Annotated in this window: 18 protein-coding genes; 6 read left to right on the top strand and 12 right to left on the bottom strand. The window is 40.9% G+C overall.

The genetic code is table 11. The annotated features are described in order from the left end of the window. Window positions 1-337: 337 nt before the first annotated feature. Window positions 338-1,012 (top strand): hypothetical protein, encoded by a 675-nt coding sequence (locus tag MSC25_RS16030; protein WP_013463096.1) that lies wholly within the window; start codon window positions 338-340, stop codon window positions 1,010-1,012. Window positions 1,013-1,486: 474 nt separating this feature from the next. Here the strand turns inward: MSC25_RS16030 and MSC25_RS16025 are convergent, their stop codons facing one another. Further along, entirely contained in the window at window positions 1,487-3,070 is a 1,584-nt protein-coding gene (locus MSC25_RS16025; protein WP_248443957.1) for a sulfotransferase, read from the bottom strand. 85 nt (window positions 3,071-3,155) lie between these two features. Then, window positions 3,156-5,573, bottom strand: coding sequence for a TonB-dependent receptor (locus tag MSC25_RS16020; RefSeq protein ID WP_248443956.1), 2,418 nt, complete (start codon window positions 5,571-5,573; stop codon window positions 3,156-3,158). Window positions 5,574-5,987: 414 nt separating this feature from the next. Here MSC25_RS16020 and MSC25_RS16015 point away from each other — a divergent pair, with 414 nt between their 5' ends. Both MSC25_RS16015 and MSC25_RS16010 read left to right on the top strand, forming a co-directional pair. Beyond that, complete coding sequence (locus MSC25_RS16015; protein WP_248443955.1) at window positions 5,988-7,082, top strand: NADH:flavin oxidoreductase/NADH oxidase; 1,095 nt, start codon at window positions 5,988-5,990, stop codon at window positions 7,080-7,082. A gap of 79 nt (window positions 7,083-7,161) precedes the next feature. Next, on the top strand, window positions 7,162-8,340 hold the full coding sequence (locus MSC25_RS16010) for an MFS transporter (protein ID WP_248443954.1): 1,179 nt from the start codon (window positions 7,162-7,164) through the stop codon (window positions 8,338-8,340). 75 nt (window positions 8,341-8,415) lie between these two features. On the opposite strand, the gene MSC25_RS16005 is transcribed toward MSC25_RS16010, so the two are convergent. The 4 genes from MSC25_RS16005 to MSC25_RS15990 all read right to left on the bottom strand — a co-directional run bounded on the left by MSC25_RS16005 (window position 8,416) and on the right by MSC25_RS15990 (window position 13,061). Next, window positions 8,416-9,273, bottom strand: a complete 858-nt coding sequence (locus tag MSC25_RS16005; RefSeq protein ID WP_248443953.1) for a DMT family transporter — start codon at window positions 9,271-9,273, stop codon at window positions 8,416-8,418. Between the two features lie 219 nt (window positions 9,274-9,492). Further along, on the bottom strand, window positions 9,493-10,242 hold the full coding sequence (locus MSC25_RS16000) for a FadR/GntR family transcriptional regulator (protein WP_004587131.1): 750 nt from the start codon (window positions 10,240-10,242) through the stop codon (window positions 9,493-9,495). Between the two features lie 512 nt (window positions 10,243-10,754). Next, window positions 10,755-11,756, bottom strand: coding sequence for a Gfo/Idh/MocA family oxidoreductase (locus MSC25_RS15995; RefSeq protein WP_248443952.1), 1,002 nt, complete (start codon window positions 11,754-11,756; stop codon window positions 10,755-10,757). Window positions 11,757-12,044: 288 nt separating this feature from the next. After that, a complete protein-coding gene (locus tag MSC25_RS15990; RefSeq protein WP_248443951.1) occupies window positions 12,045-13,061 on the bottom strand; it encodes an AraC family transcriptional regulator in 1,017 nt (338 codons plus the stop codon). Between the two features lie 176 nt (window positions 13,062-13,237). Here MSC25_RS15990 and MSC25_RS15985 point away from each other — a divergent pair, with 176 nt between their 5' ends. Then, window positions 13,238-14,848 carry a GMC family oxidoreductase N-terminal domain-containing protein gene (locus MSC25_RS15985; RefSeq protein WP_248443950.1) on the top strand — a complete coding sequence of 537 codons (1,611 nt, stop codon included), beginning with the start codon at window positions 13,238-13,240 and terminating at the stop codon, window positions 14,846-14,848. Here MSC25_RS15985 and MSC25_RS15980 read toward each other — a convergent pair. The 3 genes from MSC25_RS15980 to MSC25_RS15970 all read right to left on the bottom strand — a co-directional run bounded on the left by MSC25_RS15980 (window position 14,843) and on the right by MSC25_RS15970 (window position 16,556). Then, entirely contained in the window at window positions 14,843-15,667 is an 825-nt protein-coding gene (locus tag MSC25_RS15980; RefSeq protein ID WP_248443949.1) for a class I SAM-dependent methyltransferase, read from the bottom strand. The genes MSC25_RS15985 and MSC25_RS15980 overlap by 6 nt on opposite strands. 3 nt (window positions 15,668-15,670) lie before the next feature. Beyond that, entirely contained in the window at window positions 15,671-16,069 is a 399-nt protein-coding gene (locus MSC25_RS15975; protein ID WP_029774450.1) for a hypothetical protein, read from the bottom strand. A gap of 67 nt (window positions 16,070-16,136) precedes the next feature. Then, window positions 16,137-16,556 carry a DUF3429 domain-containing protein gene (locus tag MSC25_RS15970; RefSeq protein WP_248443948.1) on the bottom strand — a complete coding sequence of 140 codons (420 nt, stop codon included), beginning with the start codon at window positions 16,554-16,556 and terminating at the stop codon, window positions 16,137-16,139. Between the two features lie 253 nt (window positions 16,557-16,809). On the opposite strand from MSC25_RS15970, the gene ahpC reads away from it, so the two are divergent. Then, entirely contained in the window at window positions 16,810-17,379 is a 570-nt protein-coding gene (gene ahpC / locus MSC25_RS15965) for an alkyl hydroperoxide reductase subunit C (protein WP_004587118.1), read from the top strand. 156 nt (window positions 17,380-17,535) lie between these two features. Continuing rightward, complete coding sequence (gene ahpF, locus MSC25_RS15960) at window positions 17,536-19,119, top strand: alkyl hydroperoxide reductase subunit F (protein ID WP_248443947.1); 1,584 nt, start codon at window positions 17,536-17,538, stop codon at window positions 19,117-19,119. Window positions 19,120-19,230: 111 nt separating this feature from the next. On the opposite strand, the gene MSC25_RS15955 is transcribed toward ahpF, so the two are convergent. From MSC25_RS15955 to MSC25_RS15945, 3 genes are all read right to left on the bottom strand, one after another. Next, a complete protein-coding gene (locus tag MSC25_RS15955; protein ID WP_004587115.1) occupies window positions 19,231-19,482 on the bottom strand; it encodes a hypothetical protein in 252 nt (83 codons plus the stop codon). Between the two features lie 17 nt (window positions 19,483-19,499). Continuing rightward, a complete protein-coding gene (locus MSC25_RS15950) occupies window positions 19,500-21,527 on the bottom strand; it encodes an ATP-binding protein (protein WP_248443946.1) in 2,028 nt (675 codons plus the stop codon). A gap of 180 nt (window positions 21,528-21,707) precedes the next feature. Continuing rightward, a complete protein-coding gene (locus MSC25_RS15945; protein ID WP_024032720.1) occupies window positions 21,708-21,929 on the bottom strand; it encodes a hypothetical protein in 222 nt (73 codons plus the stop codon). Between the last annotated feature and the right edge of the window lie 328 nt (window positions 21,930-22,257).

Here is a 22,257-nt window from a genome sequence, read left to right as displayed (position 1 = left end):
TGATGTATAGCGATTTGATTTTTTCATAGTTCCAGTTTCTCAAGTTATTGAGTCTCTGGCAAACACGGGGCGATTCAATAGAGTTGCTGGCGGATATAGCGTAGCAGTTTCCACTTCTATCTTTAATGCAGGCACTTATTATTGGGAAGTTGAAAATAAAACAACAACTGGATCTACTTATGGTGGAATTACTTATGAAGTAAGATCTGGTGGCTAGTTAAACTTTCTATTAACGACTCAGCCCTATGAGTCGTTAATAGAAAACAATCTAAAATAAAAGCTTAAGTTTTATAAAATTATGTCGATAAAAGAAAACGACATATGAAAAAGGATTTTTATGAAAATCAGCACCAATCTACTACCTACTCTATTTGAAAGTAAAATATCTATTTTTACAAACAGTGATGATGAAAAAATAAAAAGCTTTTCTACTAAAACAAGCGAAAGTGGCTTAAAAATTAATATAAACACAACTCACCTTGATCCTAAAGTTAAAGAAAAAAAAGACAATAATGCTTTTGATTCATCATTAATTGAGGGAAGTGCATATGAAAAAGTATTTAAAAAAGAAGAGCTCAACTTTTCTAATATGAGTATAAAAGAACTTCATAGTATTGTTAAAAATGTGAATGAAATGGAACGAGAATACACACAAAAATACGATAGTGATGAACCAGTTAGATTAGGTAAGTCAGGAAACCCCATAATATCCAAAAAAAGAGAAGATATGAATAGTTTAGAGTCTAAACTTAGGATCCTTTCTTATGGTGGAGGGGATGTAGATCCTGATAAAAAAATTAATGTTATGGAGTATTTTTCTAATAGTTCAGAGAAATTAGATGGACTTGCTAAAGAATATCCTGAACGTCAGACTTATCAAGTAAGAGCCTCTTACATGAAAGAAATAATTAATACGTTTGATAAATTTATATCAGACGATACTTTTGATTTATATCAAGAAAAGGCTGCTTTATTGTTAACCGACAAAAAGAAAGTCGATGTTTTTATTTGAAAAAAGCCTAGAACATAGCAAAACAGCTAACAGCTTATTGAACACCATTTTGGTGGTTTATAACACACCGAAACGGCGTATATTACATACCCTGATAATTTCACCAATAATTACCTTTGTAAACAAGTAATTAAAACAGCTAGGAATTAAGCATGTTATTTTGCCCCAAAACGGCGTTTAATAATGTTATTGGACAAAATTAGATTTCTACTTAAAACACAGGAATAAATTTAACTTTTTCAGTGTCCGGTTATCGCTCAAAGCCGACCTATAGAATAATTGCTTTAACACGTTTTGGGGCAGAAACGAGTTTCGTGTGAAGGTCCGCTTCTGGCACTCTTCAGCCACTCGACAACATAAAATGTGATAATAATTGGCAAGGTATTTTACTGTGTCGGATGGCGCTTCGCTTATCCGACCTACACTTACACAAAGCTGCTTATTTGGATTCACCTACTACCCAAAATAAAACGCTTATTCAACACTAATACCTTGGCTTAAAAGGTACTCCACTGCTGCATTAGTATGGGGCTTAAATGCCTTCCAACGCCCAATTGCTTTATTGTTAAGTGGTTGGCGTACTTGCACTTTACTTGCAGTAGATACCGGCGCGGTGTTTAAGTGAAAGTCTATACACTGTGCTTGCCACTCTAAATTACAAAAGCTAACTAGCTCTTTTATTTGCTGCTCGGGCTGGGCGACTAGTTCTTCGTATTTTACTAATTTTATATTGCTATGCAGGGCGCTAAAGTGCTGCATGAGTTTATAAAAGCGGCTGTAAAATTTGGCAGTGTCGAGTAAATCGAGCGAGTACGCGTAGTAGGGGTTATTTATAGTAAATAGCTGGCGGTAGTTACCAATGCAAGTGTCCATTGGGTCGCGTAGCATGCAAATAATTTTCGCGTTTGGCAGGGCTTTGGTTATTAAGTCGATATAAAAAAAGTTAAACGGGAGTTTATCTATAAAGTGCTTATGGCTGCCGGTGGTTACGCGAGTGGCGTTTAAATACGTTGTCCCAAGCTGATTAAAATCAAGCTCATACGCTTTAGTGAGTGTTTGAGTATCGAGCACATGCAGTGTTTGAGTTTGGCTTAATTTTTTAACGCTTAGGCCAAAGTCTTGTAATTCACCGGCTGATTGTACGTCGCTGTGGCTCGATAAAATACGCTCAACCAATGTGGTGCCAGAGCGGGGCATACCTAATACAAAAATAGGCTCTTGCGTTGGGCTGCCGTGTGTTAGCGCGTGTTTATGCTGCTCACTTAAATGTTTAATGTGTGCAAATAATGCGACTGAGCTTTTATGATCAAAAGGCTGTATAGCGCGTTTAGTGGCTTTTCCTTGCTCTAGGCTGTTAAACGCATCATCAAATTTGCCTATGTCTTGGTACTCTTTTGCAAGTGCGTGGCCAATGTGTAATTTTGCATCGGGGTGTGTTACTTGCTCAAACACGTTTTTTAGGCCTTCAATATGGTTATTTTGCAGCGACGCTTTGGTTAAGTCACTTAATGCAAAGTGGCTTTGGTGATGCAGCGGATTGAGAGTAATTGCGCTTTCAAAGGCAGTTTTGGCTTGTTCAAATTGGCCTAAAAATTTAGCGCTTACCCCTAAATTATAATAAAACTGTGGCTGCGGTTTATTTGCATGGTTAGCCAGCTCAATAGCGCAGTTAAAATAGTTTAGTGCCTCTTTGTGTAGGCCTGCTTGCGTAAGTGCAACACCTAGAGTGTCGGCATCAAGACTCTTTTTTATTTGCTCAACGGGTATCGCTAAAGCGGTGTTTTTGGCTTTGGTAAGCTCACCTGTTAATGCATAACACTTTGCAAGCTGCGCGGTGTATTCAATGCTTTTGCCAAGGCTAAGGGCTTTTTCTATTAGCTTTATGGCTTTATGAATTTGCCCTACGCGTAAATTAACCATGGCCAGTAAAAAGTAGCCATCAGCAAAGTCATTTTTTTGCGTTACTAATTCAACGAGGGCTTTATGGGCACGTTGTATATTACCTTGGTTTAAATACTCAATGGCGCTTTGATGAAGGTGCTTTAAGTTTGGCTGCATGATGTTTGTTTTATTTATGTGTTAATAAAGAAAAAAGGCTCAAATAAATTTGAGCCTTATAACATTGTTTAAAAGTGACTATAAATTATATTTCAAATTTGTAGTTAAATTTAACGCCTACCGTAAGTGGGCGATTTATATAGTGGCCGTAGTTACGTTGTATGTCGGCACCGTTTGCAGTTGTTATATCGGCATCTGAACGACGTACTGATGTAACGGCGTATTTATTAAATACGTTATCAATGTATAAAGTAGTAGACCACTCATCAGCCGTTAGCTTAGCAGAAATATTACTTAAGCTGTAACCTGGCAGGGTTTCGCCATTGTCATGCAAACCTACTTTTGAAATTACATCACTTTGTGCGGTTAAACCGTAGTTAATATCAAGGGTTTTGTCGTTAAACACATCTGTTTGATAGTTTACACCCATTGAGAACTGATGCTCTGGCGAGCCCGGTAAGCGGTCGCCGTCTTCTGCGCCATCGGTGCCATCAGCATTAAATAAAAATGGGGCGTCTGAGGTTAGCTCTGCTTTAGTGTATGCGTATGTTGCGTACACGGTAAACGAGTCAGATAAAATAGCACGGGTAGATAGCTCAATACCTTTTGCGTTGGCAGAGCCTGCGTTAGATAAGTACGGTAATTGGCCTACATCTGTTGCGCCTGCAATTTGCGCATCTTCCCAATCTACATTAAATAAAGCGGCGTTAAAGTGTAATTGGCTTCTAAACCAGGTGCTTTTAAGGCCTAGCTCGTAGTTTGTTGTGGTATCTGCATCAAAAAGCCTTTCGTCAGCGTTACCACACCCTGTTTGCTGGTTTTCAGGGATAGGATCAGGGCAAACAGCTAGAAGGTTGGAACCGCCAATTCTAAAGCCTTCACTTACTGTTACATAACCCATTACTGAATTAGTAAACTGGTATTTAGCATTAAATTTGAATAAGTTACCGTTATCGCCTGCTTCGTCTTTTTCGTAAGCAACGGTGATTGCATCAGGGTCTGCATCGCCATAAAGTGTATTTGCAAGCGGGAAGTCAAATGCTGCTTGCGCCTCTACATCGTATTCGTAAAAACGTGCGCCAATGGTAATATCTAATTTTTCGGTAACTTGGTAGCCAACTTCGCCGAATAGCGCAGACTCAGTGACCTTACTTTTTGTAAGCTCTAAGTATTCTAATGAGTCAGGTCTTAGCTGAGCGCCACCAAAGTTATCGATAGCGAATTGGTCAAACCCAGGCGTAAACTCTCTACTTGATGCTTCGGTTTCTGTTTTGTTGTAAAACGCGCCTACAATCCAGTTAAAGTCGCTGTCGCTTTGAGACACTAAGCGAATTTCTTGAGTGAAGGTATCTTCTTCGTCAATTTCACGTGTGTATGATGAAAACGCAGGGAACTCTTCATAACCGTAATCTAGGCGGATAAGTAAATCGGTTTGGTCACGTTGGCCGTCGGCATCAAAGCTTGAAATACCGGTTGCCGATACAAGCTCTGCAAAACCTAGGTCGGCTTTTAGCTCAAGGCTTAGTAGTTGATCTTCTTTTTCGCGCGGCTCTTCATAACGATAAGCCGACTCGTATTTACCTACAATATCGCTTAAACCGTTATCATCGTTTAGGCTGTTGTAATGAACAATTGAACGGCCTTCGCTGTCTTGGTTTTGGTAAAAGTAATTAAGTGTCCCTTCAAATGTTTCGCTTGGTTTCCAACGTACAGAAATACGCCCTGTTGTAGTTGTTTCGCCGTTAGCATCTTCAACATTTTTAATATTGTTGTTTACTTCGTCGGCGTTGCTCCAATCAGGGTCCGGTAGCGATACACCTGGTTCACGCACTGTGTAAGCATAATCAATAAAGCCTGGGTCTTCGTATACGTTCAAGCTGGCACGTACTGCAAGTTCATCCTCAATAAGTGGCAGGTTTACTATAAAGCCGCCTTCGCCGCCTAACGAGTCACTTTCTTGGGTTTGAAACATATCGCCAAATATTTCTACCGTTGTAAAATCAAGCTCTGGCTCTTTAAGCATGTAACGAATTGCGCCGCCTAAAGTGCCCGCACCATAAAGGGTACCTTGTGGCCCAATAAGTACTTCTACGCGCTCTATATCTACTAAACGCATATCAACTGACACTGGGATTTCGTTAACGTATGTGGCTACGGTGCCGCCATCTGATGATGGACCCGACGAGTTAGTGTTTAAACCACGAACTATAATCGGTGAGCCTGAGCGACCACCTTGATCGGTAATTGTTAAACCAGGTACCCAACGCGCTACATCGGCTAGTTCGCCAATGTTTTGATCTTTCATTACATCGGCATCAAGTGCGGTAATGTTTAGCGGTGCATTTTGTACAGATCCGCTGCGTCTTGTTGCTGTAACTTCGATTACTTCGAGTGATTTGTTTTTAGCGGTGGTTTCTTGTTGTGCCACAGCCGAGTTAGAAAATAAAAATGCGCCAGATACAGCGCTCGAAATAGCCAAGGTTAGCAAGCTTGGTTTAAACATAAAAAGTGATCCCCAGATTCAAAATTTAACACCAGTTAATATAAGTTAATCAGTTTATCAGGGAGTTAAAGTGGTGGGAATATTAAAATTGAATTTTAATTCACTTTTTTGGAATAAATATAGCTAGTTGCACAACAAAAAATTATATAAATATGTATAACATCCAAGTAATTGGCTAATTAAGGTACAAAGAAGCATATTTTACTCGTTGAGCAAATGTAAATAGCCATTCATATTGGTTAATTACCTAAATGTATTAATACGGTTAAAAACCTATAAGGCCCTGTTGAATGTTTTGCTCAACGGTATTTATTCTCGTTTTGACACTATAAAAGTGAAGTTTGATCCCCATTAACCCTTCATACCGTAAGCTATAGCATTTCGTACTAAAGTACGCGTATTTAAGGAATATTTATGAGCCAATTATTCTCACCTTTAAAGCTCGGTGAACTCACTTTAGACAACCGCATTATTATTGCGCCTATGTGCCAGTACTCAGCAAATCAGGGGTCTGCCAGTGATTGGCACACTATTCATTTAGGGCAATTGAGCTTAAGTGGTGCAGGGCTATTAATTTTAGAGGCCACCGCGGTAAGCCCTGAGGGGCGCATTAGTTACGCCGATTTAGGGCTTTGGAATAACGAAACCCAGCAAGCACTGGGCAAAAGCTTAAAAGCGCTTAGGCAATACAGTCCTATGCCTATTGGCGTTCAGCTTGCGCATGCAGGGCGAAAAGCATCTACTGAAAAACCATGGGATGGCGGTGGTGCAATTGCACCTAGCGATGAAAACGGCTGGCAAACACTAGCGCCTTCTGCCATAGCCTACGATGACAGCGCCTATCAACCAAAGGCTATGACAAAATCGGATATAACCCAGCTAATAAACGATTTCGTCAGTGCAGCAAAGCGCGCTGATGAGCTAGGGCTTGATTTAATTGAGCTACATGGTGCGCATGGTTATTTGTTACACCAGTTTTTATCGCCTCTTTCAAACAAGCGTGATGATGAATACGGGGGCAGTTTGCAAAACCGTATGCGCCTTGTGCTTGAGGTTTTTAAAGCACTAAGAGCTGAATTTGCAAGCCATAAACCGGTAGGCATTCGTATCTCTGCTACTGATTGGGTAGAAGGTGGCTGGGATTTAGCACAATCTATTGAGCTTGCTAAAGCATTAGACAAGCTTGGCTGCGATTTTATTCACGTAAGTACAGCAGGGCTAAGCCCAGAGCAACAAATACCGGTTAAACCTAACTTTCAGGTACCATTTGCAACCGCTATTAAAGAGGTCGTAAGTATGCCGGTAATAGCCGTAGGTTTAATCACGGAGCCACTACAAGCCGAAGATATTATTAGCGAGCAGCAAGCCGATGGCGTAGCACTAGCGCGAGGTATTTTGTATAACCCGCATTGGCCTTGGCATGCTGCAGCGCAGCTTGGTGCAACCGTTAATGCGCCTAAGCAGTACTTGCGATCTAGCCCACATGGGCAGCCTTCACCTATTAAGTAACCCACACTTTTACATTTACCATGGCTACCCACTGCATTTATATGCAGTGGGTTTTATTATTTATAAATTAGAGTTATTTATGAACCAATCACGTGTACAGCCAGTGCAAATAAGTAATACCTTAGTGAGCATTATTGCTCTGTGCTGTGGCCTTATTGTGGCAAATATTTATTATGCCCAACCTATTATTGAGCTATTAGCGCCCGATGTGGGTTTAAGTGCGCACAGCGCCAGTTTTATTGTGTCGCTTACACAAATTGGCTATGCAATGGGACTGTTTTTTTTAGTGCCATTGGCTGATTTAGTCGAAAACAAACGCTTAATGCTCATTACCTTAGCCATAACATTTTTAAGTTTGATAGGCGCAGGCTTGGCGCAAAGCCCAAGTGTAATGTTGCTATTATGCTTATTGGTGGGGGCGAGCTCTGTATCGGTGCAAGTATTAATACCGCTTGCTGCGCATTTATCGTCAGATGAAAAACGTGGGCAAGTACTGGGCAATATAATGGCAGGGTTGCTACTGGGTATTTTATTAGCTAGGCCAGTTTCAAGCTTGATAGCCGATCACTTTGGTTGGCGAGCCGTATTTTACTTTGCCGCAGGCTGTATGGCATTTATAGCCAGTGTTATATATTTTGCTATACCGAGCAGGCAACCGGCACACAATACAACGTACTTTAAGTTATTAAAATCGCTTAAGCAGCTAATAATACAGCAGCCAGTGCTGCGTCAGCGGGCATTGTATCAGGCGCTTATGTTTGCCTCTTTTAGCTTATTTTGGACCAGCGTACCGGTGGTATTAGCCAGGGAGTATGGTTTATCGCAATCACAAATCGCCTTATTTGCTTTAGTAGGCGCAGCTGGTGCTATTGCAGCCCCTATTGTTGGGCGTTTAGCCGACAAAGGTTACACGCATCAATTATCGTTACTTGCAAAAGTGATTGCTGCTGCGTGCTTTTTACCCAGTATATTTGAGCTTCCGCACGGTATTATTATTTTAGCGCTTACGGGCATATTTATTGATTTTTCTGTGCAGGCAAATATGGTGCTGGGTCAGCGGGTGGTATATTCATTAGAGCCGCAAAGCCGAGCTCGCTTAAATGCTATATACATGACCAGTATTTTTGTTGGTGGAGCGCTTGGCTCGTTAATGGCAAGCCCGCTATACGAAGCTGGTGGCTGGGAAAGCGTGGCGTTAGTGGCAGCGGGTATGCCAGTTATATCACTAGTTGGCTATTTAATGACAAGTAAAAAGTAGCGCGATACAAGTTATATAATATTTTGTTATTTAAAAGGCCAGCGCAGTTATGTGCTGGCCTTTTTATAGAGGGGATTATTGTTTTTTAACACTCGAAAATGAGCTACCCACCGAGGCTATAATCACTAATAAAATAGCCAACCATTGCCACAAGGTTAATAACTCACCAAGTATAATAAACCCAGCAAGGGCGGCAAACGCAGGCTCTAAACTTAGCATAATGCTAAACCCTTGAGCGGGCATATTACGCAGTGCAACCATTTCAAGTGTATAGGGCAGTGCGCTTGATAAAATAGCAATGCCAATGCCCAGCGGTATAACACTCCATGTAAACGCACTGCTTTGTAATATGCCGCCATAAGGTACAAGTACAATGGCTGCTACGGTCATGCCGAGTGCGACCGTTGCGCCGCCTGAGCTTTGCGTGCCGGTTTTCTTGCCAAATAAAATATAGGCTGCCCAGCAAGCACCGGCACCTAGCGCGAGTATTACGCCAATTGGGTCTAGGCTTTCTTGGCTGCTCATATCGGGCAATAACAGTAAAATACCCGCAATTGCACACGCCACCCAAAATAAGTCGCGCTTAGCGCGTGAGCTAAATAACGCCACCGCTAATGGGCCGGTAAATTCAAGCGCCACACCAATCCCTAAAGGGATACGTTCAATGGCGTAATAAAATAAAATGTTCATTCCGCCTAGGCTTAAACCGTATACCACAATTGATAACCGATTACCCTTAGCTGGTAGGTGTTTCCACGGTTTAAATATTAAACACAAAATAAGTGCAGAAAAGCCAAGCCTAAGTGCAGTAGTGCCTTCGGGGCCAATAACAGGAAATAACTGCTTAGCAAATGAGGCGCCAGATTGAATTGTGATCATTGCTAAAATAACGCACATAAGCGCGAGCAAAAAGTCTTTAGTGGATGATTGCATTGTTTTCCTTGGTAACAATCGTCTAGTTTTGCGCAGTGTATCTGTTTTTTATTGGCTAAGTAATAGCTTGTAGTGCATACAAATTAAATTTGGGAGGGAGTGACTAATATGTGCGATGAATTAGCGTAGCTGATTATGCATAACTAAAGGCAAACGCTGAGTGCCTTAAAATAAAAAAGCCAGCGAATAGATCGCTGGCTTATAAACGTTTAGGTCGTTTTAGTGTGTTTTGCTAGCACTTTTAACTAGGCCATCTAAAGAATAAAGGCCACGTTTTTCATCATTTTTACGTTTGATTTCTTCAAGCGCACGCGCTTCAACAGCGTCAAATAATGCATTAATTAAACGGTTAAAGTGTTTATGCATTGCGGTACGTGCGGCGCTTGCATCGTGTGTTTGTAGCGCGTTATAAATAGCGGTGTGCTCATCCATTACGCAATCGTTATTGTTTTTACACACACTGCCATAATCAGCCACAATTTGTGAATTGTTTAAACGTAAATCCCATAAATTTGCCACTGCATACTCAAGGGCTTTGTTACGTGTAGCACGCGCTATAATTTCATGAAACTCGCGGTCTGCTTGTTCTACATATAAGCCTTTTTCCATGGCTATTAGCGTTTGCTTTAATTGAGCTAGTTCTTCATCGGTGATTGATTGAGCGGCAAGTGCGGCTATTTCACCTTCAATGAGTGCGCGAGCTTGTGTTAGCTCAAAAGCGCTGATCTCTTTAGTTTTTACAGATGTTTCTTGTTGTTCTATTACATAAACGCCTGAGCCGGTTTTGACCTCTACGCGGCCTCGTACTTCTAATGCAATAATAGCTTCACGAATTGTTGGGCGGCTTACGTCAAACATGTCGGCAAGTTCTCGCTCTGGTGGTAAACGACTCCCAGCAGAAAACTCTCCTTGGTTTATCAAAGCTTCAACTTTATCAACAATGCGCCAAAATAAGCGACGGTTTCCCATATTCTACCTTTATTACCTTAAGGAATAGCGGCTAATAGGCTCAAATAGCCTAAACCTACTGTTATTAGCAGAGGTTACCCCAAAATTCACTATTATGTCAAAATTCTAAAGTGATGTAACGGTCATATAATATTATAAATGAGTGTTAACCTATTTATGTTACCAATTTAGTATAAATTTTAATAATTGGCTAGCTTGATTGGTCATGTTTTTGTGTGCTAAGTTAACTTTGCTCATTTATATAAGCGTGCTTAGAGCAAGCTAACTTTAATGGATTGAAATGTGTGCAATCTAGGCGCGGGTTAATGGTGGTGCGAGGTGAGTAACCTAGTTCGCCTAATAACTGGCGCAGCCTTGGTTGAATGGTGAATAGATTTATGCAAATTAAACCATTAAAAATCTACACGCTTTAATAAAGAGCCTGTGTAATTTAGCTGTACCTAATAAAAAATAAGTAAGCACATAATTACAACTAGGCTCTTGCCTTGATTGCCCACGGATGGGGGTCAACTTTAGTCCGCTGCTGCGCTTTTATCATTAGGGTACACTACCCCAAGCTGCTTTCTTGCGGTATCAAGTACGTTCATTACGTCGCGGGCAAGCTGATGTGTATTAATATCTGACTCTCGCTTTTGCGCGTTTATGGTTTTCATAAAGTGCGCAACTTCGTATTTCATAAAGTGCTCATCAAATTTATCAGAAATAACCTCAACCTCCCCGTTATTGGCAACAAACTCTATGTGTTTTAACTGCGACACGGCGTGTATTCGTAAGCGTCCGCGCTCACCTTGTATTTCTGTGATGTTATCGCCTTGAGAAATTTTAGAGTAGCTAATAACGGCTTGTTTATCATCGTAATTTAATAATACGTCGCCTGCGCCATCTACGCCTGTATCTAATAGTACCCCACTGGCACTCACGCGCTGTGGAGCGCCCCAAAGTGCTATAAGTAGGTAAAGCGGATACACACCTAAATCGAGCAAAGCGCCATTGGCAAATTCCGGTAAAAAGGTATTTGGGCGTTCGCCGTTTTTGTATTTATCGTAACGTGATGAGTACTGACTGTATTGGCCAATAAACTTACGGGGTTTACCAATTTTACTCAGCGCATTTTTAAGTCGCGCAAAGTTTGGCAAATGCGTGGTCATCATTGCTTCCATGTATAGGCGTTTATTGGCATTAGCTGCAGTTAAAATAGCATTTAGCTCTTGGCTATTAGCGGCTGAAGGTTTTTCGCCTAGTACATGTTTGCCTGCTTCAAGGCACATTACTGCATATTGCTTGTGTAGGCTATTTGGCGCTGCAATATACACCGCATCAACATCGGGGTCTTGGCATACCAGCTCAATTGAGGTGAAAATTTTTACATCGGTATTGGGGTGATTAGATAAAAAGGCTTCGCCGCTTGATTGTTTGCGTGAGCACACACCGTATAAATTAAATGCAGGTAACGTATTTGCTGCGCTTAATAGGGTATCACTAATAAAATTTGTACCGACAATGACAAAGTTCATGCCTGCTCCTTAGCTTAAATAATAAGAGCCGTTACTTTAACATTTTTTTTGCCCTGTATGCTTTAGGGCGTGTTGACCTTTGGTGGTTGAATTTGCAGCAGTATGTTTGGTTTTTAGGCAAGGCAGAGCCTATGTAGTGTGGTTATTCCCCATAAATAGGCGATAACGCAGCATAAAGACCAAACATGCGCTGCCCTATGGGTTCTTTCTAGGGACGATTGACTCTTTGTTGCTCGATTTTCACTTAGCCCACTAGGTTACAAACCTCGCGCCGCGATTAAATCGCCCCTAGATTGAATAAATTTCAATCCACAAAGTTCGACACGCCTTAGGAGAATACCCAAACCAGCGTTTAACACTTGCGCATAAGGTTGCTTGTTCGTGATAGCCTAAAAGCATTGAAATAGTACTGATAGAGTATTGTTTTTGAAGCAAGTAATGCGCTGCCAGCGCCCGGCGTGTGGTGTCTTTAAGTTTTACAAAGCTGGTGTTATGTTTAGCCAATTCACGGTGCAAGGTACGCGGGTGCATATTAAGTGCCTCGGCAATAGTTTGGTTTGAACACTGATAAATAGGCAGCATTGGCCTTATGAGTGCGCTTACTTGGGCAGGTAATGAGTGACTGTGTTCGTTGCGTTTAGCTAAAAAATTAAAGGCCGCGTCGGTTTTATTAAGGTTGTTGTGGTTAAGCTTTATCGATAAGTCGGCTTTGTTTATTACAATGCCCGCACTGTTGCGGTGCTCTATTACTTCACAGCCAAAATAGCTTTTGTATGCGAGTGTATTAGTTGCCAGCTTTTGCGGTAAAAACACAGTGCGAGGCTTGCACTGATTATTACTTAATTTTTTTATTATGCTCATGGCTAAGCCAAGCGTGAGCTCTATGGCTTGGTTTATTTGTGGTAGGGGCTTTAGGTTAAATTCAAACGATAAAAATAAGCTCTCGTCATTATCTAATGAGTGCGTTGTTAAGCACAATGCGGGGCTGTGTAAGTGTAAATATTTAACCACCCAGCTAAGCGCTTCTTCTAAATTAGTCCCACTTTTAGCGGCTATGGCTATGTGGCCTAAAATATCAAAGTTTTGTTTATTTGCTAATTTAAGCCCAAAGCTTGGGCAGTTAAGCGTGTGGCTGCAGTACTCTAATAAATTTGCATAGCTCAAGTAGGGTAAATATTGGTTTTCAAGGTTATTAAAGTCGACAGTGACCTTACAGGTTTTCATTACGCTTGCTGGGTCTGCGCCAAGTTCTTTAATTAACGAGTCTATTGAATATAAAGAGGTGGCACGTATTGGGCTGCTCATACACTGGCGCTGTAAATTAAAGAGGGTGTCTAAAAATATCAAGTTTTTAGGATTTAATCTATGCACTATAGAGCGAATAGCTTGCTGCAATAAAACTGCTTATTTACAACTGCATGGATGTACAAAGCAGAAGCAGCTACCAATAACACCTAAATAGTGATTATGCAAAGGCACCTATGAGTAACCACACGTTTGATTATATTATTATTGGCGCAGGCAGTGCAGGTTGTGTGCTGGCAGCGCGTTTATCAGAAGATCAGCATATAAGTGTGTGCTTAATAGAGTCGGGGGGTAGCGATAAGAGCGCTTTAATTCAAATGCCTGCGGGTATTGCGGCCAGTGTGCCATATGGCATAAATAGTTGGCACTACAATACGGTACCGCAAAAGGCGCTTAATAACCGATGTGGCTTTGTGCCGCGGGGTAAAGTGCTAGGTGGGTCTAGCTCTACTAATGCCATGGTGTATATACGCGGTAATAAATACGATTACGATAACTGGGCACAAAATGGCAACCTTGGGTGGGACTACAACAGTTTATTACCCTATTTTATAAAAGCCGAAAACAATAAAACGTTTAATAACGCGTTACATGGCACAAAAGGGCCATTGCATGTGCAAGAGCTGACTAAGCCAAGTGCGGTAAACTCTTGCTTTTTAAAGGCGTGTGTTGAGCAAGGAATACAGTTAAATGACGATATAAATGGCGCTGAGCAACATGGAGCACGGCTTTCGCAGGTTACGCAACATAATGGTGAGCGCTGTAGTGCTGCAAAAGCGTATTTAACACCGCACTTAAACAGGCCTAACCTTAGTGTGTTTACCCACAGCCACGTTAATAAAATTATAATCAAAAATAAGGTCGCCCACGGCGTAGAGCTTGAGCGCGGCGGTAAAATTATTACATTAATGGCCAAAAAGGAGGTGCTTTTAAGCGCCGGTGCAATTAACTCTCCACAAGTGTTAATGCTTTCAGGAATTGGCCCTAAAGCGCATTTAGCAGCGCATAACATACCACTGGAACATGCACTGGAAGGAGTAGGGGGTAATTTACAAGATCACTTAACCGTGGTGCCTTTGTGTAAAGCAAATACTGCAAAAGGCACCTTTGGGGTAAGTGTAAAAGGCGCTGCAAGTATTATTAAAGGGTGTGCGCAGTGGTTTAGTAAACGCAGCGGAATATTAACCAGTAATTTTGCTGAGTCACATGCGTTTATTAATGTGTTGGATAATTCGCCTGCGCCGGATATTCAACTTGAGTTTGTAATTGGGTTGGTGGACGATCATAGTCGCAAAGTTCACCTTGGCCATGGCTATAGTATTCACAGTAGTATTATGCGTCCCAAAAGCCGAGGGACAATAAGGCTTGCCAATAGCAATCCACGCAGTGCGCCGCTTATCGACCCTAATTATTTAAGCCACCCTGATGATTTATCGCTTATGCTTGCAGGGCTTAAAAAAGCGCTGCGCATTATGCAAAGCTCCGCCTTTGATAAAATTCGTGGCAACATGGTTTACCCGCTTGATGTAAATAACGACTCCCGGCTTATTGAATTTATTCGCCAAACTGCCGATACCGAATATCACCCTGTTGGCACCTGTAAAATGGGCACCGACAATATGGCGGTGGTTAATAGCAAACTACAAGTACACGGGATACGCAGCTTAAGGGTTATTGATGCCTCAATTATGCCTACCATAGTAACAGGTAACACAAACGCACCTGTTATTGCCATTGCTGAAAAGGCCGCTGATTTAATTAAATTGAGCTATAAAACAGGGTTATAAGTTGCGGTTGTAAAAGTCAGTAAGCCACGCCTGCCAGTCATCTTCTAGCTTAAGCATTTGTTGGTGCTTTTTAGCGTTAAGATGTTTGTTTTCATCTTCAGTGGCAATAAAAGGGCCTACCCGACAAAGCGAGCAATGATTTTCACCTAAATACGCAGGCTTTGTAAGGTGAGTGCTTAGTTCGTCAGATTGCGCCAAGATTGCTTTAGGCGTAAACACATAAGTGATGCCACTGGTGTCTTTTACGTGTTTGTCACGGTCTACGTTTCTTATTTTATAACCATCAAACTGGTTAATATCAAAAGGCATTTGGCCCGCGTATTTAGCCTCAAGGCCATTACTTAAGCTGCCTTCAATGTTCCAATCGCGATAGGGTTTTACATCTTTTGAGGTTATGTAGCAAAGCATAGGGCCGCTTTTGTCGAGCGCGTAATTGTTAGCGTATTTAATAAATTGATGTAGTAACGCGCGATTAAGCACGTTCATGCTGGTTTTTTGAGTGTTGCTTTCAAATGCTTCGCGCCCGACAAAGGCAGGAATAAGCGGAAACTGAAAAATAACTACATCAAAGCTGTGCTGGTGGGCAGCTAATTTTTGCCAACATAAAGGGTCAGTTACATCAAAGCAATTAATAACCTCAACATGACACTTTTTTAAACTACTTAGCGCATTGTGCTGGTATTTTTGCTCTATGGTTTTGGCGCTATCATAAGTAGATGCGACTAACTTAACTGGTTTTATGTGGTTAACCACCGCATTAGAGAACGATAGATCGCCATCGCCTACGGTGAGAATTCGCCAATTAGGATTTAAATACATAACTTAATTAGATTTGTGAGTGTTTTGATCTGCACTTTGAGTATTTTGCGCTGTATTAGCACCATGCAAACGATGAAACGCAAGGCGTGTTTTAAGCCCTTCAATAGCTATTTGTTTTAAAATTAAATTAAAGGTAATTAAAATAGCAAACACAATATGAATAGGGCCATGTGTAAAACCCGCCTCTGGGTTATAAAGCGTAAGCCCAAACAACATAAATAACACCACTAACAGTATTTCTATTAATTGGTTTGAGTAAAAGCTGAGCCGGCCTTCATTTTTGTGATCTTTTTTAATACTAATAGCGCAAAAAAACGGAATAACTTTAATTTTAAAAGCGGCGTTTTTTTCTACGTAGTTTTCGCCAAGCTCGTTAAGCTGCTGGCGTAATGTATCAATCATGGTGCGTCCTTAAATAGCAGTGCGCGGATGTTACACTATTACGCCTAGTAGGTTAAGCAGCGTAAGGTTATTTTGGGTAAAGGCTCATACCAATGGTGAGTATGTGACACACAAATACCACTGAGGTAAGAATAAAGCGCATTTTTTGATAATCGCGATGGTAGGTTTGCCATTGTGATGTGGCTTTTTCAAAGATAAGAACTAACCAAAAACTAGCCCCTAACCAGGCAAGCGCCCACTCCAGCGGAATAAACGATAAAAATGGTACGGGTATAACAGGCACAACCGCTTTAATTGCATCACTGTAGCTTTGCATCCCAGCGCGCCATAAATTGCCCGCCATAAATGCCAGTATAGCAATGCTATAAAAAGTAAAAAACTCCAAGTTAACGCTATTACTGCCAAACATAAGTGGCCACGCTACACAGCCCAAAAAGGGTAGTAACCCCAAATAGCCAAGTTGAATATGATTAACAAATTTTTCCATTACAGCATGCCTTATGTTGTGTATTTTTAGCGCGGCTATTGTAGCAGTATTCTTAGCACTTACAGGTAATAAATCGTCTACGAATAGAAGAGCTAGATAGTTCAATCTTAAAAATCGATTGTTTTAATCTAAACAATCAATTTTATTTAGTTTACCAATGGGCTTATTGTATTAATCAAGCCAACGCGAAAGGCCACACATTTTGGCTGCGTTGAGTAACTTTAAAACACTTTAAATATAAATGAGGAATACTATGAGCACTTCATTGATCAACACAAAAATTCAACCTTTTAACGCAACTGCATACCACAATGGTGACTTTGTAGAAGTGTCTGAAAAAGACGTACTAGGTAAGTGGTCAATCTTCTTCTTTTACCCTGCAGATTTCACGTTTGTATGTCCCACTGAGCTTGGCGATGTTGCTGATTACTACGAGCAGCTACAAGAAATGGGTGTAGAAGTTTACTCAGTATCAACTGATACTCACTTCACGCATAAAGCATGGCATGACACGTCAGACACTATTGGTAAAATTAAATTTCCAATGATTGGCGACCCAACTGGCCGTATTACTCGCAGCTTTGGCGTTATGATTGAAGATGACGGCCTAGCACTTCGCGGTACTTTTGTAATGAACCCAGAGGGCGAAATCAAAGTAATCGAAACGCATGACCTAGGTATTGGCCGTAGCGCTAAAGAGTTAGTACGTAAAGTACAAGCTGCTCAATACATTGCAACTCACGACGGTGAAGTTTGCCCTGCATCTTGGCAGCCAGGTGAAGACACACTTGCTCCTTCACTAGACCTAGTTGGTAAAATCTAAGTACAAGTTTACCCACTTTTATGAGGGCAGGTAACTGCCCTTAAACCAACATCATTTCGTTTGTTGGTGCCTCCTATCTCAACTCGGACTCATTAGCACATGCATTAGTTGGCATGGGAGGTTTGCTGTTTAAATTTTCCTAAAAAGGGTTAAGCCATGTTAGATAACAACATTAAAAATCAATTAAAAAGCCATTTTGAATCGCTTACTCAACCTGTTGAGCTGCTTATTGCCTTGGATGACAGCAAAAAATCAGCAGAAGTAGAAAGCTTAGCAAACGACTTAGCATCATTAAGCGACAAGTTTACGGTAGTGAGCAACCCTGATTCGAGCGCACGTCGCCCATCTATGGTTGTGCATTCACCTGAAAAAAACACCCACATTACGTTTGCTGGCGTACCTATGGGTCACGAATTTACAAGTTTAGTGTTAGCGCTTTTACACACTGGCGGACACGCAAGCAAAGCAAAAAGCGAAGACATTGAACAAATAGAATCACTCAATCAAGAACTTAATTTTGAAGTATACATAAGCTTAAGTTGCCAAACATGCCCACAAGTAGTGCAGGCGCTAAATACAATGGCAGCTACAAATAGCAAAATTAAAGCAACAATGATTGACGGCGCACTGTTTCAAGACGAAGTAGAAGAGCGCAATATTTTAGCAGTACCAGCTGTGTACTTAAATGGCGAACCATTTAGCCAAGGTGCATTAAGCCTGACCGACATTTTAAATAAAGTAGACACTAAAGGCGCTGCTAAGCAAGCTGCAGCACTAAGCGAAAAAGACGAGTTTGATGTATTAGTAGTCGGTGGCGGACCTGCGGGTGCCTCAGCCGCTATTTATTCTGCTCGTAAAGGGTTAAACACCGGTATAGTTGCCGATAGATTTGGTGGTCAAGTTGCCGATACGTTGGCTATCGAAAACTTTATTTCGATTAAAGCCACTGAAGGTCCAAAGCTTGTTGCTCAGCTTGAAGAGCATGTTAAAGAATACGATGTAGATGTAATGCATAACCAACGCGCAGCAGGGCTTGGTCGCAGTAGTAATGGTTATGAAATTACCCTTGAAAACGGGGCTACTTTAAAAGCTAAATCGCTTGTTTTAGCAACCGGTGCACGCTGGCGTGAAATGAACGTCCCTGGTGAGCAAGAATATCGCGGCCATGGCGTAGCTTACTGCCCACACTGTGATGGTCCGCTATTTAAGGGTAAGCCTGTTGCCGTTATTGGTGGTGGTAACTCGGGTATAGAGGCGGCTATCGACTTAGCTAACATTGTAGAGCATGTAACGGTACTTGAGTTTGCTGACACGCTGCGCGCTGACGAAGTACTTATTCGCAAAGCGAATAGCTTAAGCAACATCACTATTATTAAAAATGCGCAGACCACTGAAGTAGTAGGCGATGGTAAAAAAGTGACCGGACTTAATTACACTGACCGTGTAACAGGCGAGGAAAAATCATTAGCACTTGCAGGTATTTTTGTACAAATAGGTTTGATCCCTAATACCGAATGGTTAAAAGAGAGCGACCTTACACTAAGCAAGTTTGGCGAGATAGAAATTGACGCTAAAGGCGCAACCTCATTACCGGGCGTTTACGGTGCGGGTGACGCGACAAATACGCCATTTAAGCAAATCATTATTGCAATGGGTAGTGGTGCAACAGCAAGCTTAGGGGCGTTTGATTACTTAATTCGCCATAGCGAGCAAAGCAACCAAGACCAAAATGCAGCTTAATAGGCAAAACTTCTCTTGATGTAACAGCAATAGGTACACCCAAAAGCTGTTTGTTAACCCAAGCCGCCCTCTCCAAAGGCGGCTTTTTTAATGCTTATAACAATATCTCTATTAATCACAGCCACCAGAATCCCCACCGCAATCATTATTAGAGTGTGAGTTATTACTAGCATAAATTGAAGAGTCAGTGCTTGTATAAGTTGAACGGCCTTGTGATGCCTTACCACTGATAAACGTAACTAATAGCAATACGCTTGATACAATAACAACGATTATTGATGAACCCCATTGCCCTGTAGAAATGCCTTTAAATATGGCTAACAACAGTACAGTAAAAAGTAATGTTCTTATTATATTTCTCATAGTATGTACTTACTAAATTAAAGCGAATTTACTTTAGCTGTATGTTCTAAGGCATTAGAAAGCGCTTTTTCTATGTGCGGAAGCTTAAACGGCTTAGAGACAAACATATCCATGCCTGCTTGCTGGCAAGCTAGTTTATCTTGCGACGATGTATTAGCAGTTAGCGCTACAATGTAGGTGCTTTCGCTAGGGCAAATACGTTGCGCTCTCAGCGTTTTAGTGGCTTCAAAACCATCCAGGATTGGCATAATGCAATCCATAAAAATAAGGTCGTAATGCTTTTGCTTACACTTAAAAATAGCGTCTTGGCCATCAATGGCGCAGTCGGCTTTTACGTTTAACTTATCAAGAGAGGCATCAAGCACACGGCGGTTTATATCGTTGTCATCAACAATAAGTACACTGAGCGAATGGCTGTTTAACTCAATTTTTGATTTAATATCGTCTATTACTTGCTCTTTACCAAGCTCTAGCGGAATATTAATGCTAAACGTTGAGCCTTTTTGTAGCTCACTTGTCACCTTTATTGTGCCGCCCATGTATTCTACAAGCTCTTTTATAATTGCTAGGCCAAGCCCTGTGCCCCCTTTATTATTTTTAGCGTCAACCTCTTGTGTAAACGGCGAAAATAAAGACTCTAAAAAGGCAGGGGTCATTCCGCGACCAGTGTCAGAAACTGTAATACCAAGAGATAGCGCATCGTTATTATTTATGAGCTGTGTTTTAAGTTTTACATGGCCTTGCTCGGTAAATTTTAATGCGTTACTTAATAAGTTAGAGGTAATTTGGCTCAGGCGTGTACTGTCGCAAAAGGCCCAGCAGCTATCATCAATTGTATTTTCTATGATTAATTCAACATGGGTTTCTTTAAATAACGGGGTATATAAAGAGGCTAAATCACTAAATATGGTTTTAAGCAGTACATCGGTTGGCTCTAGTTTTAATTCACCATGATTAATTTTAGAAAAATCGAGTACTTCGTTGATAATGTTAAGTAAAATATCAGCGCTGCGTAGCGCTATTTTTATTTTTTCGTCTCGTTTTTCAGTGTCTTTTTCATCTATTAAGGTGGTGAGCATGCCAGTTATGCCATTTAGGGGGGTGCGTAACTCGTGGCTAATTTTAGCAAATAGCATACTTCTATCTTCTAACATATGCTCTGCTTCGGCTTTTTTCTTTTTTAGCGCTTCTCTAAGCAAGATTGATTCGGTAATGTCTTGAAATGTACCAAATAGCCTTATGCAATTACCTTCGTGAAACTCGGCTTCTCCAAAAGTCGAAATCCAAATTTCTTGGTTTTGTGCAGTGATAACCTCAAGCTCTAAATCCCATTTTTCACCTTTGTTTATGGCGTTTTCTACCGCTTTATTTATGGCTTCTCTGCTGGAACCCTCTTTGTAAAATTCAATCGCGTTATCAACTATTGGCTGGTAGTCATCGGCTACCTGATGAATGCGTTTAGTTTGCTTACTCCAATAAACTTTGTTCTCGATTAAATCGACCTCCCAAGTGCCGATATTCGCGATGTTTTCGAGCTTTGAAAGGGTGTAGCTATTTTTTAAAAGTTGCTCTTTCGTGTCTATTTTTGCAAATTCAGAGCCTAACCACTGAGCAAACAGCTCAATGTAATCGTAGGCTTCGTCGCTAAATGCAGTTGACTCGTTAGGTGATGAAAAGTTAACAGTGCCAAAGGTTTTATCGGCTACTTTTATAGGTGCGCCAATGTAGGACTCAAGTTGAAAATTTATGTAACAAGGGTGATTGGCAATCGTACTTTGTGAGGCTTTATGAAACGAAAGCGCCGAGCCTGCTGTTAATGTGTGGACGCAGTATGTGCCACCTAGCTCAAATTGTGTGCCGGGTAATAGGGCGTTATCAGGGGTTATAGCATGTAATACTGTGTACGTATTAGCATCAATTTTACTAATTATTGCTACATCAAGGCTGAACACTTCTAGGCCAAACGCGAGTAGGCTTTTAATTTTTGAATCAAAATCCAGAGTTTGGTCTGAGACTATATCGTGAAAACGCCTTAAAAAGTTCACCGCAATTACCTTAATTGTATTTTATATCGTTATGCGTATCGGCAGATAGGCACATTTATTTATATGTTTTTAACAGTTTATACCAACAGGCGTAAACCGTTGAGCAATATATTGAGTAATGGGTGTTAGGCTATCAACACGCGAACTTAATTGTTTTGCTCAATTAGCAAACTTTTCCCATTAATAGGTAGAATTAGGCGTGTATTCTGGGTTTATGTCGCCGCCTACTTCTTCTGGGTCTACATCGTTTATAAGCAACACTTCGCGCACGGCTTCAATATGATCAAGCACTGTTTGATAGCGCTCGCCATATTCGTACTTTGTTACTTCAATTGCTTGCGGCATGTAAGTAAATGCAATTTTTAGTGCGTGTAACGCGTCTGGATTGATTTTATCGCTCATAAATTTCTCTCATTTTATCAATGTATAGTGATTTGTTTAACAGCTGCAAAAAGAGCCTGCCTAGGGACAATTAGCTTTTTGCATATGCCTTAGCAAAATAACAATAATTATAGAGTTTGTTGACTGTTAAAGTAAAAAATTTGCCTGTTTAGCCGTTATTTTAATGGGCTAAGCAGTTAATCACTGATCAGCATGATAACGCAGTTGTTTTGGGATTATTTAAAAACAGTTTTAGCTCATCATATTTGCCTACCTAAATACCAAGTATGCTCAAAAAATGTAATTTTATAAATAAACAGACATTGATTATGCGAATAAAAAGGAGCTT

This window comes from Pseudoalteromonas sp. 1CM17D (genome assembly GCF_023161805.1).
GTDB classification, from domain to species: domain Bacteria; phylum Pseudomonadota; class Gammaproteobacteria; order Enterobacterales; family Alteromonadaceae; genus Pseudoalteromonas; species Pseudoalteromonas atlantica.
This window is presented reverse-complemented; position numbering and strand designations above follow the sequence as displayed.

Coding starts and splice junctions, on each gene's coding strand:
- MSC25_RS16010 (WP_248443954.1), top strand. CDS start 7,162: ATGAACCAATCACGTGTACAGCCAGTGCAAATAAGTAATACCTTAGTG.
- ahpC (WP_004587118.1), top strand. CDS start 16,810: ATGAGCACTTCATTGATCAACACAAAAATTCAACCTTTTAACGCAACT.
- MSC25_RS16025 (WP_248443957.1), bottom strand. CDS start 3,070: ATGCAGCCAAACTTAAAGCACCTTCATCAAAGCGCCATTGAGTATTTA.
- MSC25_RS15970 (WP_248443948.1), bottom strand. CDS start 16,556: ATGGAAAAATTTGTTAATCATATTCAACTTGGCTATTTGGGGTTACTA.
- MSC25_RS15955 (WP_004587115.1), bottom strand. CDS start 19,482: ATGAGAAATATAATAAGAACATTACTTTTTACTGTACTGTTGTTAGCC.
- MSC25_RS15975 (WP_029774450.1), bottom strand. CDS start 16,069: ATGATTGATACATTACGCCAGCAGCTTAACGAGCTTGGCGAAAACTAC.
- MSC25_RS15945 (WP_024032720.1), bottom strand. CDS start 21,929: ATGAGCGATAAAATCAATCCAGACGCGTTACACGCACTAAAAATTGCA.
- MSC25_RS16015 (WP_248443955.1), top strand. CDS start 5,988: ATGAGCCAATTATTCTCACCTTTAAAGCTCGGTGAACTCACTTTAGAC.
- MSC25_RS15980 (WP_248443949.1), bottom strand. CDS start 15,667: ATGTATTTAAATCCTAATTGGCGAATTCTCACCGTAGGCGATGGCGAT.
- MSC25_RS15995 (WP_248443952.1), bottom strand. CDS start 11,756: ATGAACTTTGTCATTGTCGGTACAAATTTTATTAGTGATACCCTATTA.
- MSC25_RS15985 (WP_248443950.1), top strand. CDS start 13,238: ATGAGTAACCACACGTTTGATTATATTATTATTGGCGCAGGCAGTGCA.
- MSC25_RS16005 (WP_248443953.1), bottom strand. CDS start 9,273: ATGCAATCATCCACTAAAGACTTTTTGCTCGCGCTTATGTGCGTTATT.
- MSC25_RS16020 (WP_248443956.1), bottom strand. CDS start 5,573: ATGTTTAAACCAAGCTTGCTAACCTTGGCTATTTCGAGCGCTGTATCT.
- ahpF (WP_248443947.1), top strand. CDS start 17,536: ATGTTAGATAACAACATTAAAAATCAATTAAAAAGCCATTTTGAATCG.
- MSC25_RS16000 (WP_004587131.1), bottom strand. CDS start 10,242: ATGGGAAACCGTCGCTTATTTTGGCGCATTGTTGATAAAGTTGAAGCT.
- MSC25_RS15990 (WP_248443951.1), bottom strand. CDS start 13,061: ATGAGCAGCCCAATACGTGCCACCTCTTTATATTCAATAGACTCGTTA.
- MSC25_RS16030 (WP_013463096.1), top strand. CDS start 338: ATGAAAATCAGCACCAATCTACTACCTACTCTATTTGAAAGTAAAATA.